This window comes from Pseudoalteromonas sp. ABE4_541 (assembly GCF_056312285.1).
Map to the genome: position 1 here is coordinate 24,729 of NZ_JBSVEM010000017.1, position 14,893 is coordinate 39,621.

Below are 14,893 nucleotides of genomic sequence, written 5' to 3' on the forward strand. Positions count from 1 at the left end.
GAAAAAATAATAATGAAGAATATTAAGAAATTTATTGCTGAAATTCACTATGCGATGGACAACGTGCCTTTTTATGGGAAGTTGCTAAGTGATTTAGCCATTACGCGTAATGATATTACTGAGTCATCGTATTTCAATATACTCCCATTTACACAAAAGCGTGACTATAGGAAAAACTTTCCGAAAGGCGTTTTAGCTGAAGGGTTTACACTTAACCACCCGATGCTAAATAAAAGCCAAAGTTCAGGCACAACAGGTGAGCGGTTGATCACCTTCGAGATTGGCATGAACTTACTTCAAAGGGCGAATAGCTGTTTGGCCACCTTTACCCCAGCGCAAAGCATATTTCTTCAGGCAAGCAGAAAAATATGCCGATATGCAGCGCCAAATTGCTCGGATGTAGAATGTGCGAACCCAAATAGTATGATGGAGGATAGACTTCTTCCTGACGGTACTTTGGTATTACCCGTATATCATGATCTAATGACGACCTCACAGACTTTGATCGATAGAGCAATCGAGGAAGTGCTTAGCTATCAGCCAGACTTATTTTATGTCGACCCAACCCACTTTGCTTTTTTGCTTAGAGAGTTTAAAAAACGTGGCCTTACACCACCCAAAGTACCAGTGATCACTTCTTACTCGGCGGTGACTGCGGTGAGTCGAAGACAAATTGAAGAATTTTATCCAACTGGGTCACATTTTACTGAGTTGTTATCCTCTTCCGAAATGGGATGGGTGGGTATGCAATGTGCTCACGGGAAGTTTCATTTGAATGACGATAGCTTTTTCTTTGAGTTAGTAAATAGCCAAAACCAATTAGCGAAGGTGGGTGAAAGAGCTGAAATATGCATTACTAGCCTAGATAACGGGGCTGTACCTCACTTACGTTACCGTACTGGAGACATGGTGAGAGTTGAAGCGCCATGCAGTTGTGGCAGTGACCGTCAGGTGGTTACGCTAGAAGGTCGTGAAACACATTTTATCGTTCAAGAAAATGGAGAACTGTTATCTCCTAAACAGGTCGATAAGACAATTGGTGCTCCAATTTGGTTGGACTTGTATCAAGTAGAGCAAGTATCAGAGCATGATTTTGTGTTTAAGCTGGTTGTTAACGACCATTACCAAGTTGGTGATGAAGACCCTATTATCGCGCAATTTAAAGCGCTATTTACAAATACCATTAACGTGCGTAGCCAAGTTGTGGATTATATCCCTTCTGAGCGCTCCGGAAAATTTCAAGCAGTAAAAGGAATGAACCAATGCTAAATGATGTCGCTTTACAGCAGATAAGAGGGGACTTCCCCGGTTTAAAAACAACTTTAGATGGGATGCCGATCACCTATCTAGATAACGCAGCAACGACTTTAAAACCGCAATGTATGATTGATGCCATTAATGAATATTATGGTGGTATTTCATCCAATGTGCATCGTGGCAAGAATTTTAGCTTAGAAGCCGTTTCTAATCGCTATGAGCAAGCTAGATATAAAGTCGCTGAACTACTTTGCTGCTCTGGAAATGAAATAGTATTCACTCGCAATACAACGGAAAGTCTCAACTTAGTGGCGAACGGGTTAGGTCTGAATAAAAGTGACCTAGTCGTTGTTTTTTCAGATGCACACCATTCAAATTTTTTACCTTGGATGGAAAATGCAGATGTTCGGGTCGTACGCACCAACTCATATGGCATGATTGATATGGTCCATTATGCCGAGCTGCTAAAACTATCGCCAAAAGTTGTGGCCATTGTGCACAGCTCTAACGTAACTGGGATCTATTGTCCATTGGCTGAAATGGCCAGTGCAGCTAAGCAGGCCGGGGCGATAGTGGTAGTGGATGCCGCACAATCGGTACCTCATCGACGCATTAATGTGAAAGCGTTGGACATCGACTTTTTGACTTTCTCTGCACATAAAATGGCAGGCCCAACAGGACTTGGCGTGTTATATGGCACCAGTACAGCGCTTGAACAACTGAAGCCGAGTTTACTGGGCGGTGGTATGGTTGATTGGGTAGAGAGTTCGAGTTATCGCTTGCGCAAGATCCCACACCGACTGGAAGCTGGTACGCCTCATATTGCAGGAGCCTACGGGATAGCGGCGAGCATCGATTACTTAAATAAAATAGGCTTTGACCTGTTAGAAGAGCATGACTCGTACATGGGCAAACTTCTACTGGAAAGCGCATCAAAACGTGATTACCTCGAGGTAATTGGCGCTGATCCTAATGCTGATCGTGGTGCTGTGTTGAGTTTCAAAATACCCGCGGCGTCAAACCTAGATGACATTGCTCGAGTATTAAGTGATTCCTACGGCATTATGTGTCGCAATGGTCATTTGTGCGCGCAGCCGTATGTTACGGAGCAGGCTGGTAGCCAAGTATTACGTGTATCTGCATATATTTACAACACACCTGACGAGGTAACTCGTTTCTTTGATGCGTTGGATGAAGTCAGCCAATACATGTTTTATTGAAACGAGAGGCGTGCTGGTGTTGCTAACTAGCCAGTACGTTTGCTCTGTTCTATGTCGAAGGAGACGCAAATGGATGTCGTAAAAAAGAAAAAGACACCTTTTTATAAGACTAAATATGCCAAGTTTGGCTTGGGTGCTGTCATTTTTGTTGGTGCCTTAATATACAGTACTTTTTTTAAATTAAATCAATACGAAGTGGATAGCAGCAGCATAGTGACGGCCACAATCAAACGTGGTCCTATGGCAGTGACCGTTGCAGCGCCAGGGGTTTTAGCTTCAAGAGATGACCGCTGGGTGGCTAGTATCGTTGAAGGTAAAGTTGACCGTATATTAGTTCGTCCGGGTGCAGAAGTTGAAGCCGGTCAGCTGCTAGTGGAAATGAATAACTTTGAATTAGAGCAGCGAGTAAACGAGTTAACCTGGGAATTAGAAGGACTCAAAGCTGAAAGTCGAGCATTAGAAGAGCGCAGAAAAACGCGTTTGCTTGAGCTAAAAGCAGAATTGTTAGATACCAAGCTGCACTATGAGCAAGAAAGAATGCGATTGGATGCAGAACAAAGGTTGATTAAAGAGGGGAACGCGACGGTTTCAAAATTGGATTTCGAGACTCGCAAACTCGCAGTGGAACAGCTAGCCAAAAAAATATCAATGAACGAATTGCGCAAAGATCAGCTACAGAAAACACTTAAAGCTGAATTTGAATCGCAAAATTCACAGTTAAATTTGTTGCAAAAACAATTAGAAAGAGCTGAGTTTCAATTTCAATCCTTACAAGTTAAGGCGCCTATTTCTGGGGTTCTTCAAGCGTTGCCACTGGATTTAGGTGAACGGGTTGCGATTGGTGACAACATTGCCAAAATTGCCCGACAAGATGACCTGATTGCTGAGTTGAAAGTGCCAGAATTCGACGCCTTTAACATAGGACTTGGGCAGAACGTGATGATAGATACACGCACCAGCAAAATTAAGGGCCGTGTCATTAGGGTTGACCCTGCAGTGGTGGACGGTACTGTTCAAGTGGATGTAGAACTGACCTCTGAATTACCAATCAGTGTACGCTCTGAATTGTCGGTTGATGGGGAAATCTTGATCAGCGAGAAGATGGACACGCTGTATGTAAGAAGACCGATTTACTCTCAGGCGAGCCAAACTATGTCCACCTACCGGCTAGACAAAGAAGACAAGTATGCACATCAAATAAATGTGCAGTTTGGTATGTCATCCAGTATGGATATTGAAATCTTGAGTGGCGCGAATGAGGGCGATGTACTGATTGTTTCTGAGATTGAAGAGTTTGCAAATAAAAAGTCGATATTACTCAATTAAGCAGTGATTATTTCAAGGAATTAAAAATGAATACAATAATAAAACTATCAAATATAAAGAAAATTTTTGCGACTGAAGAGTTAGAAACACATGCTTTGAGCGATATTAGTTTCGAAATTCATAAAGGCGAATATGTCTCTATTTCTGGACCGTCTGGGTGTGGAAAGTCAACCTTGTTATCCATTTTAGGCTTGCTAGACGCGAGCTCAGAAGGGTCATACCAACTTAATGGTCAAGAAATTGCTACGCTTAATAATCAGCAACGAGCGCAAATCCGCAACAGGCACATAGGCTTTGTATTTCAGTCTTTTAACCTCATTAGTGATTTAAGTGTTGAAGAAAATGTTGAATTGCCTTTGACCTATCGTGATGACCTTACAAAAGAAGAGCGTAAGAAGCAGGTTGAAAATGCATTGTCAAAGGTCGATATGTCGCATCGTGCCAAGCACTTTCCAGCACAGCTATCTGGTGGACAGCAGCAGCGTGTGGCTGTAGCACGAGCAATTGTTGGTAACCCCGCGCTAATTTTAGCGGATGAACCGACAGGTAACCTTGATTCAAAGAATGCGGAGCAAGTGATGGCATTACTTGATCAGCTACATATGGATGGTGCGACTATCTGCATGGTTACACACGACCCCCGCGGAGCTAAAAGGACTGACCGAGTTATTTCAATTTCAGATGGTAAGATAGTCTCAGATGTTAAAAACTCTCCGCAAGTTAAAGCAAGCACTGTTCATAGTGGGCATGAGCAGGTAGCGGGAGTTGAGGCTTGATATGATTACTTTCGCTGATATCAATTACGCATTTCGATCAATACGACTTAACCCTAAATATAGTGCTTTGACTATATCTGTCATGACGCTAGGCCTTTCATTATTTATTTTTATGTTCGGCTTTCTCAATAGCACTTTGTGGACACCAATTGATTTTAAACAGGGAGAAAGGTTACGTTTTCTAAAGACGGATGGGATCTGGGATTCGATCAAAGTTCACGACTTGGAGGATATACGACAGAGCCAAAATTCGTTCGAAGTATTGGATCATTACGCTTTTGGGATCCGTAATATTAAAACGACTGACCGTTTTAGGAGAGAGCGTATACTCGAGGTTACGCCAGTTTTCTTTGAGTTATCAGACGGTGAGGCGATGCTGGGCAGGACCTTGATTGAGGATGACTACAAACCCGGGGCTGAACCTGTCACGGTACTGAGTGAAGGGTTTTGGCGCAGCGTATATGCGGGTAATGAAGATGCCGTGGGGCAAAAGATCCAAGTGAATGGCATTCGACATACCATTGTTGGCGTGATGCCAGCGTCATTTAAATTTCCTGAAGCCGTATTTAAAATGTACTTGCCAAATAAGCGCACCGCTAAAGGGGTTGCGCGCGAGGATGGTCAAGATGTACTGGTTTATGGTGTGTTGAAGCCTGGTGTAACAAACCAGCAGGCTAATAGAGATATTGGTGAAATCGTAAAAAACATCAAGCAGCGTTACCCGAAACTGTTTAGAAAAAACAAAGTCGAGGTGATCACTTTTCAAGAAAAAGCACTTACCTTGGACAAATCATTAATTGGGCCGATGCAATTATGTGTTGCTTTAATTCTATTACTGGCTTGTATTAATACAGGTAATTTGATCTTATCTCGCACAATTGAAAAGGGAAAAGAAACAGCTATACGTACTGCTTTAGGAGCTCCTAGAGCAAAGTTAGTGGTTCAGATGTTGCTTGAAGTTATTATCATCTGTTTGATCTCCGGTGCGTTAGCGCTGGTTATCGGCAATTGGCTCATTAATGTCAGTTTGAAAATGCTTGCAGCTTCTTACTATGGCGCACTTGCACCATTTTGGTGGAAGTTTCATATTACTTGGGACATTGCTGTATTAGGTTTATCGACGACCTTTGTGAGTGCGTTGATCATGGGTATTGTTCCTGCTTTGAGCGCAACGGGTAAGGACTTTAACACGGTACTTAAAGACGGTACCAGAGGTGCACAAAGCCAGTCATCGAGCAGAATAAGTAAGGGTATCGTGATAGTTGAAATTATGCTTTCTTGTGCACTGTTATTCCCATCCGTCGGTACTGTGTATTCTGTTTTTATGGATAGTAATATGGATTATGGTGCCTCGATTGATGGCTATCATGCGGTGACTATGAGCTTCAGCCGTTCAAAACACGACACTCCTGAAAAAAAAGTGCTCTACAACAGAGAACTTAAACGCAGTCTTGAAGCGCACCCTGGCATACATTCCGCATCCTTTTCCAATGCATTACCTATTTATCGTGCCTACTATGCAGGGATCAATATGCAAGGTGTTGAATATGGCGCAAATCCAGTTTATCCAAGAGCAGGATTGATTAATGTAGGTCATGATTTCTTTAATAGCATGGATATTGAACTCATCGAAGGGCGTTTGTTTGATTCTCGAGATAAACTCAATACACCAATGACAGCCGTTGTTACTGAGCGTTTTGCTCAGCAATTTGTAGAATCAGGTTCTGCAATTGGTAAACAATTTAAACTCAACAAAACGGAAGATTTTGCCACTTATGATATTAATGATGAGCAATGGTATACCGTGGTGGGTGTTGTACGTAATGTCGTGTTTGGTGCGGGCAACGAATTTAAAGGTAATGTTTTTGTTTCTAATGAGCAGACCCCATTTATTTGGGGATCATTTATTGTCAAAACAGACTTAAATAGCAGTCAGATGGAACAAGTTTTTAGAGATGCAGCATATCGAGTCGACCCCGATCTGGCGCCAGTTAGATTCCGATCTATTACTCGTTTAAAGGAACGCGTCTTCGCATATAGAAACTTCATGGGCAGTGTTTTTATGTGCTTTGCGATTGTCTCTATGGTGGTGGCATTTAGTGGTATTTATGGTGTGATGGCGAATACGATCGTACAACGTACACAAGAGATTGGCGTCCGACGGGCGCTTGGTGCAGACGATCGAAAGGTTGTTTCTCATTACACCAAAAGGGGGATGGGACAGCTATTGGTTGGTTTGGTTTTAGGTATTCCAGCAGGGCTTGCGTTGCTCAACACTGTTGATGAGTTTCACATAACAGAAACCGTATCAGGGGTCGCCGTGCTCTCACTCATGCCAATAATGATCGCAGCCATTGTTGTTGTCGCGATTATTACCCCTCTGATGGCTAGCTTGAAAAAGCAACCTATCGATGCGTTACGCTATGAGTAATTTTGTGTGTAGCGAGTAAAACGAGGTAAGCATAATAGCAAAGTAGTTTGTGGGAGTGTAACTAAGGAAGTTGTGCAGTTTGTTAGTTTTCATATTTACAAGGCGCGCTGCAAATATTAAATAGAACATGCTGCATCACAAACTACTGTTTTACGTTATAAGAATGGGTATCTAACACTTTGTCGTTTACACATGTACACATGTGCTAGATACCCACCTAAGTCGCCGTATATCTTCAAAAGACCGCCTATCACCCACATGAACCCTGTTACTTTAACTGCTAGCAGAGCTCACCACATCGACGTAATGTGCTGTAATTCTTTGTAACTTGGTGTAATAGATAAAACTCAGGCCCTGAAATATGCTTTTAGAGCAAAAGCGTAAAGGAGCATATAGAATGAACAGCGAAATAGATATTGCCATTGTGGGTGGTGGAGTGTCAGGTGTGTATAGTGCTTGGCGTCTACAAGAAAAGTACGGAAACACGAAGAAAATAGAACTGTTTGAGTATAGTAACCGAATAGGAGGTCGACTATACAGCCGTACATTACCGGGATTACCGAACGTTGTTGCAGAGCTTGGCGGGATGCGCTTTATCCCAGAGGATCACATTATGGTGAGCACTTTGGTAGATGAGTTGAAGTTAGAAACCAAAGATTTCCCCATGGGCTCTAAATTGCCGTTATACCCTTCTGACAAAACAAGCTCTGTTGAGGCTGGCAGCGAAAACAATTTATTTTACCTGCGCGGACAGTACTTCAGATACCGTGATTTTGCCGAGTGTCCAGACAAAATTCCCTATAACTTAGAAGAAACTGAGCGCGGCTATGGCCCGGAAGACTTGCAAGTTAAAGTCATGAACTTAATTTGCCCGGGCTTTGCTGACATGTCTTTATCTGAGCAGATGAAAGTAAAAGTATTTGGTAAAGAAATATGGAAATTCGGCTTTTGGAACCTGCTTGAGCATGTGCTAAGCAACGAAGCCTACCTGTTTATGAAAGAAGCGGGGGGTTACGATGCCAACGTGGCCAATGCAAGCGCGGTCACACAGCTGCCTGCAACAGAGTACAGCGATGATACGGTGTTTAAAACCCTGAAAAAAGGTTTTCAGGCATTGCCACTTAAGTTATGCGAAGAGTTTGAAGCAGCCAACGGCTGCGTTCATATGCTTAAACGTTTGGTTAAGATAGAAATTCATAAAGGGTGTGACTATCGCTACGAGCTTATTTTTCAACCCATGATGGAAACTGACAGTGGTCAGGTGGTCGATTCAAGTGAGTCAACTCAACGTGTCAAAGCAAAACAGCTCATCCTTGCGATGCCAAGACGCTCCCTTGAACTCATTGAGTCAGAGTTTTTTGAAAACCCCTGGTTAAAAGAAAACATCCCGTCGGTCTTGATCCAAAAAGCGATCAAAATGTTTATGGCGTACGAGCAGCCTTGGTGGCGCAGCCTAGGGTTGGTGGCTGGTCGTTCAGTGACCGATTTACCTATTCGCCAAACTTACTATATGGGCACAGAATGTGACCAACAAGAATGTGTGGAGTTTGAGGTAAATGAGCAAGGCGAGCAAGTATGTAAATCACAAAAAACCTATGGTCAGCCAAATACTAATTCTTTATTAATGGCTTCATACAATGATATTGGCACTATCCCATACTGGAAAGGGCTAGAAAAGGGCGAGCACTACCAAGGTTTTGTGCCTGCATATGGCAGTGAAGGGTATAGCGCTGATGAAATTGTGCCTAAAAATCAGTATCAGATCACAACAGGTATGGTTGAAGCGGCGCACCGTCAAATCGAAGCTTTACATAATCAAAAAGCATTGCCCATGCCTTACTCTGCTATTTACCAAGAATGGGGCGACGATCCGTATGGTGGCGGCTGGCATGAATGGAAAGCAAATTACCGCTTAGATGAAATAATGTGCAGGATGCGTCACCCTGTTGAAAATGAAGAAATTTACATTATTGGTGAAGCGTATTCTTATGAGCAGGGCTGGGTTGAAGGCGCGCTTAATACCGCGGAATCGACATTGGCGCAGTTTTTTGATTTGTCTACACCGCAATGGTTAACCAAAGACGAGGCACAATACAAGGAATGGCTGAAAACTCATCACAACTACCTCCCTGTGGGTTGCACTAATGGCTGCAATGTAAGTACGGCTCAAAATGAACAACCCAATGCCGATCCCAAAACGCTTGACGAGGTCACTGAATTTGCTTACAGGGGGATCAATCATGAATACCAATAATTACACCGTTGCATATCACTTGCTTCGTCGCCTCAAGCAGTTTGGGCTCGAAAAAGTATTCCAAGTACCAGGTGATTATGTTCAAGAGTTTATGACTACGTTGGATAACTTTGATGGTATTGACGCGGTTGGAGATGTGACTGAATTGGGGGCTGGATATGCGGCGGAAGGCTATGCCAGATACAAAGGCATTGGTGCGGTGTCTGTGCAATATGGCGTGGGCACATTCAGTGTGTTAAACGCCATTGCGGGCGCTTATGTAGAACGTAATCCGGTTGTTGTTATTTCCGCGAGCCCTTCGGCAGAGAATCGTGTAGACATTGAAGAAACAGGTGTACTGTTTCATCACTCAACCGGAGATTACAGTGCCGATAAAAAGGTATTTGAAAATGTGACAGTTGCCAGCGAGATACTGGCTGACGCGCAATCAGCCCCCGCTATTATCGATAATGCCCTGCAATTGGCAATGAGTGAGAAAAGACCCATCTATTTAGAAGCGTGGCAAAACGTATGGGGAGCAGAATGCCCTAAGCCTGAAGGTGATTTAGTTATTCCATCTCTGGGTGCTAATCCTGCTATGATGACGTCACTGTTAGACAAAGTAATAAGCCGACTCAAAGCCGCAAATAGCCCAGTTGTGCTGCTGGGTATTGAGCTGGCGAGGCTCGGTTTGCAGGAGCAGGTCGTTACGCTTTTAAGCAAACTCAACATCCCCTACACCACAACGACGCTGGCAAAATCGGTCATTAGTGAAGCCCAAGGTGTTGGCCAAGAGCTCTTTGTCGGCACTTACGCAGGCGAAGCGTCCTGGAAGGATACGTTTGATTTTGTGAGTGGTTGCGATTGTATTTTGGCACTGGGGGCGATTTTCACTGATGACTATCTCACCATGTTAAAAAAACAAGGCAATGACCTGATCAGAGTCAATATGAATGTCGCTCGGGTGGGCAAAAGTGAGCAATTTAGCGGCATCAATCTGGCACAGTTTATTGATGAATTGACCCGTTATATTCACTGTCACCAGCCGGAACTAAATAGCCAGCTGCCAACCATCCGCAATCTTTACTTCACCGAGGATGTCGATAACAAGGATGCAGATAACAAGGCAAAAATAACCTACGACAAATTTTTCCGCGTGTATCAAAAGCAATTACAAACCTGTGAAACGGTTCGCAATTATAACCTGGTATTAGGCGAAAGTTCGTCCTTGTATATGGCTGCTCGTTTAACTGGCTTAGAAAAAAACCGCTTTGTGAGTGATGCGGCTTGGGGCTCTTTGGGCCATGAAACCGGCTGCTCGTTGGGCACCGGCCTTGCCGATGATGCACGTAGCGTAGTGGTTGCCGGTGATGGGGGCTTTATGATGATGTGCCAATCCCTCTCTTCCATTAAACGCTATAACCGCAATACCGTGGTGTTTGTGATGAACAATCAGGTATATGCCATAGAGCAATCGTTTGTCGATATCTGCGCCTTTACCTCTGCGGCTGAATTTGCGCCGTTCGATAAACTTCATCACTGGAACTATGAGCCATTGGCACAAGCGTATGGCGTCAATTACAGGAATGTAGAAAAAATCAGCCACCTGGACGGTGTTTTTTCAACCATTAAGCAAAACCCAACATCGCCTTATTTAGTTGAAGTAAAAATAGCTGAAAAAGACTTAGCTCCGGCAATAAAAGATTTAGCAGAAGCAATCACGGGTACTACGGTGAGCGGCTGCACGTGCCAAAAGACTATGTAAACAAGGACATGATTATGACTGAACAATGTAATAAACCCATTCCAGAGTGCCAGCTGGAAGAAGCGCAAAAGCGCATCGCACATTACTGGCAAGCAACGCAAAACTACATAGATGCGCTTAAGTCCAAGTTTAAAGCCGACCAGTTGCTGACTTTGCTGCCTGGCGGCGATACCAGTATCGAGCGCTTTAACAACTATCAAATGAAAGCCTTAATCTTCAACACGCGCTTGCAGTTTTCTCCATCGGTCATTGTTATGTGTAAGAGCACCGATGATGTTATGCATGCTTACCAAGAAGCAATTAAGCATAACTTACCAATTCGCGTACGCTCGGGTGGTCACGATCACGAAGGCGAGTGCACGGGAACCGATGTGGTCTTGCTCGATTTAAGTGGGCTAAAAGACTTTTCTATTAAAAAAGAAGGGAATGACTATATTGCGCATATCGGTTCCGGTTATCGTTTTTACCAGCTTGTTCCTAAGCTTGCTAAACCAGATAAGAATATCCCGCCTTTGACCATCCCCCATGGAACCTGTGCAACGGTTGGTTTAGCCGGTTACATTCAGGGCGGTGGCTGGGGACCGTGGACGAGAGCACATGGCATGTGTTGCGAATCGCTTGTGGGAGCCACGGTCATTTTGCAAGATGGCTCTATAGTGAATGTGTCGGAAACGGAGCGCAGTGACATACTCTGGGCGCTACGTGGTGGTGGTGCATTAAGCTATGGCATTGTTACTGAATTTAGAGTGAAGGCGTTTGAACTACCTGAAGAAATACATCGTTTTGAAATTCACTGGAACAACCCGACAGGTGACTCCACAGATCTGAAAACATGGGACTTGCTGACGCAATGGGAAAATGCCATTAATGACCCAAGTACGGAACAGCTAGTCGGTACTAACCTTAAAATTAACGCCATTGCGGATAAATCAGTAGCCTGTGAAAAGGACTTAGAACATCCAAGTACTATGTATGGCTATTGGCAGGGCACTGAAAGTGAGTTGATTGCGTTTGGTAAAAAGTACTTTCCAACATCAAAAATAGTGGTAACGGGTAAAGATACCAAAGACAATTACAGTGCGGCGTTGATGTCTGACTGGTCGCGAAATACGCTGGCTAACTTACCGGTTGCGGGTGTTAAACAAGGCTTAGTTGCCAATGCCAATGGTACGCCATTTACGCCAGATTTTGACGCGCCAGCGCCGCATAAAATTACCTCAAAAGTTGTCCGAGAAAGCGGTCTCACTGAGCTGGGAAAGAGGCAGTTGTTGCGCTCGTTAGCCTCGTCTTTGTTGTTTGATGAAAATGCGCCATTGGGTTTATTTAGTTATGTGACCTTAGGCGCAATTGCCGGCAAATTCTACGCCGACGAATCGAGTGTTGATGCCTTACGTCGAGTTGCATTCCCGTATTCTAAAGCACAGTACACCATTCAATATCAAACTTGGTGGAATACTGAGTTGAAGTATGACGGGCAAGATGACAGCAAAATGTTGGGCCAAGAGAACCCGGTATACCGCTTTGTAAATAGAGCGCTCGACTGGATTGAAGTCAGTCGTGACACCTCTATTGACGGTGCCTATGGCGCATTTATCAGTTTCAAAGATGCCTCCATTCCAACCAAAACTTACTTTCAGGAAAGTTATGAGAAATTGATCAAAATAAAAGAGAAATACTCAGGCTTTGAAGCTCCGTTAGACTGCGGTGGTGGAAAGGGGGTTTACATTAACTTCAACCGCTTAAGAACGCGTAAAACGATTATTTAAAAGTCCTAGTTGTTTGAACTGTCAGATTGGTTGTCGAGCGGTCGCGAGTCTGACAGTTGTTCTGGTCACGAATAACTATACAGGTGAGGTAGGGTAAGGAAAAAGACAAAACCTGACCCAAAGATCGACATACTTAGAGTGGTGCAATGAATTTTCCACGCTCATAAAAGGAGGTTGGATTTTGTGCCTCTTAACTGATTGATAAAGCCACTTAACGTATCACTTATTTTAAAATTAAACGCGCTCATTTATGTTTGTTATGCCCATTAATCATAACTAGGTAAAAAATTATGACACGTGTTTATTATTCGTTATTTTTGAGTTTGCTGGCCCTTGATGTTCATGCACTCTCACCACGTCAATATTATGTGGTTGCAGATGATTATATTGCTCCTCACCTTACACAAGTACATGAAAAAGCATTGGTCGAATTCAAGCAGCAGGCTGATAAAGTGAACTATCAAGGAAGTTGGCTTTTTTACGAATTCGACAATGGCCGACATGTTGCATTTAGTGCGAAAGAAAGTCATGACTACGAAAGTTCAGATGGTGCTCAATGGCAACAAGTAGAAAAAAAGTTTCCAAAAGGCTTTTTGTCGACAAACAATGAAGTATACAAACAGACCATCACAAATCAGGACTTTTTCTTGGTAAGGTACCTGAAAGACTTATCATTTGACTTTGACATTTCAAAAGAAAACCCAAGTAGTCATCTTATTTGGATGGAGTTGCAGCTTCATAGAAAACCAGTACGTCAAACAATAGTTAATTGGATTAAACAGCTTAGTAAGCAGGAAAGTGCATTACGGTTTTCTGTATACTCCAAACAATATGGACGAAACTTACCTACGATGTACATGGTATTTCATTGCGATTCGATAGTTGAATTTTATAAAATGCTACAACAAAAAGGGAAAATTGACCCTTTACGCTTATTGCCCGAAGAGGTTTATCAGGGCGTTGAAAAATATGACATCAGCATTGCCAGATATATTCCAGAGGTTAGCTATTAAGTATGTGTAATTTTACTTGATGCACAAAGCGCTAAACATAATATATTAGTAGCAACTTCTAAAACACGGGATCCCAACTTGTTACTTAACAAACAATTATTAGTTTTGAACGCAATCACGTGGACTGTTTATGGAAGCATTGAGCACCTAAGTCACGTTATTTATGGAGAAAACCATTGGTTCGGCAGCTTATTGGGGGCCGTATTTGGATATATTTTAACTTTGTTTTTAGCTGGTTTGCATAAGTGGTTAAGTCGTCGTTTCGTAAACAGTACTAAAGTGTGTGGAGTTATATTAGCTACTTTTCTTTGTGCGGTACTTTGGCACAATATTACCCGAGTAGCACACCATAGAAATTCTATCTATGAGTTGTTAAACGGTGAAGGGGCTGTGTTTTTTAGCGGTGCTTCGTATTCAGTATTGTTATTTTGCGCTTGGTTTGGGTTGTATTTTGGTATCTCTATCTATGTACAGAAACTGCGGCAGCAAAAAGCGGTACTGAAGTTTCAAACCCTAGCTAAAGAGGCGCAATTGCAAAGTTTGCGATACCAGCTTAACCCACACTTTTTGTTTAACGTGCTTAATAGTATTGATGTGGCCGTTTTAGAAAATGACAATACGGGCGCTCATAATATGATACAAAAGTTAAGTCGTTTATTACGTGTTACATTGGAAAGCAGTGCGGATCGAAAGGTGACCGTTGAACAAGAACTATCGATATTAGAAGACTTGATCACGATAGAACAACAGCGGTATGCGCATGAAATTGACTATATAAAAGCAATTAATGAGGATTGTAATTTCTATTTGTTACCTTCTTTGATCTTACAGCCTCTGATAGAAAATGCGCTCAAGTTTACTTGGCACGCAAAGCAAAAAAGACAAATTACGCTTCGTATTTCAAAAACCGATACTCATTTAAACATATGTGTAAGTAATCCTGATAATTATGGGGCTGAGGTTACTGTTGGTACACGATCAGGTTTAAAGAATGTGCAGCAGAGACTTCAAATTATGTATGAAAATGATGCTAGCCTGAGTGTTTATCAAAAGACTGGGTTTTTTATCGTTAAACTAGTGCTCCCACTCGAGAAAGGAGAATAGTT

The 14,893-nt window shown here is 42.8% G+C and carries 10 protein-coding genes; all 10 read left to right on the plus strand.

Features of this window, described 5'->3' with window-relative positions:
• The first annotated feature begins 12 nt into the window (after positions 1–12).
• The 10 genes from ACW689_RS15800 (at position 13) to ACW689_RS15845 (ending at position 14,891) form a co-directional block, all read left to right on the plus strand.
• Positions 13–1,269, plus strand: coding sequence for a phenylacetate--CoA ligase family protein (locus ACW689_RS15800; protein WP_476292910.1), 1,257 nt, complete (start codon positions 13–15; stop codon positions 1,267–1,269).
• Entirely contained in the window at positions 1,263–2,477 is a 1,215-nt protein-coding gene (locus ACW689_RS15805) for an aminotransferase class V-fold PLP-dependent enzyme (RefSeq protein ID WP_476292911.1), read from the plus strand. The genes ACW689_RS15800 and ACW689_RS15805 overlap by 7 nt, the downstream gene beginning before the upstream one ends.
• A 69-nt stretch (positions 2,478–2,546) precedes the next feature.
• The gene (locus tag ACW689_RS15810; RefSeq protein ID WP_476292912.1) at positions 2,547–3,803 is read left to right on the plus strand and encodes an efflux RND transporter periplasmic adaptor subunit; all 1,257 of its coding nucleotides are present in this window, start codon (positions 2,547–2,549) and stop codon (positions 3,801–3,803) included.
• A 26-nt stretch (positions 3,804–3,829) separates the two neighbouring features.
• Complete coding sequence (locus ACW689_RS15815; protein WP_476292913.1) at positions 3,830–4,579, plus strand: ABC transporter ATP-binding protein; 750 nt, start codon at positions 3,830–3,832, stop codon at positions 4,577–4,579.
• A gap of 1 nt (position 4,580) precedes the next feature.
• Positions 4,581–7,010 carry an ABC transporter permease gene (locus tag ACW689_RS15820; RefSeq protein ID WP_476292914.1) on the plus strand — a complete coding sequence of 810 codons (2,430 nt, stop codon included), beginning with the start codon at positions 4,581–4,583 and terminating at the stop codon, positions 7,008–7,010.
• 397 nt (positions 7,011–7,407) lie between these two features.
• On the plus strand, positions 7,408–9,264 hold the full coding sequence (locus tag ACW689_RS15825; protein ID WP_476292915.1) for a flavin monoamine oxidase family protein: 1,857 nt from the start codon (positions 7,408–7,410) through the stop codon (positions 9,262–9,264).
• A complete protein-coding gene (locus ACW689_RS15830) occupies positions 9,251–11,008 on the plus strand; it encodes an alpha-keto acid decarboxylase family protein (RefSeq protein WP_476292916.1) in 1,758 nt (585 codons plus the stop codon). The genes ACW689_RS15825 and ACW689_RS15830 overlap by 14 nt, the downstream gene beginning before the upstream one ends.
• 14 nt (positions 11,009–11,022) lie before the next feature.
• Complete coding sequence (locus tag ACW689_RS15835) at positions 11,023–12,774, plus strand: FAD-binding oxidoreductase (protein WP_476292917.1); 1,752 nt, start codon at positions 11,023–11,025, stop codon at positions 12,772–12,774.
• Positions 12,775–13,064: 290 nt separating this feature from the next.
• Positions 13,065–13,787: a hypothetical protein gene (locus tag ACW689_RS15840; RefSeq protein WP_476292918.1), complete on the plus strand. Its 723-nt coding sequence runs from the start codon at positions 13,065–13,067 to the stop codon at positions 13,785–13,787.
• A 78-nt stretch (positions 13,788–13,865) separates the two neighbouring features.
• Positions 13,866–14,891 carry a sensor histidine kinase gene (locus ACW689_RS15845; protein ID WP_476292919.1) on the plus strand — a complete coding sequence of 342 codons (1,026 nt, stop codon included), beginning with the start codon at positions 13,866–13,868 and terminating at the stop codon, positions 14,889–14,891.
• Positions 14,892–14,893: the final 2 nt, after the last annotated feature.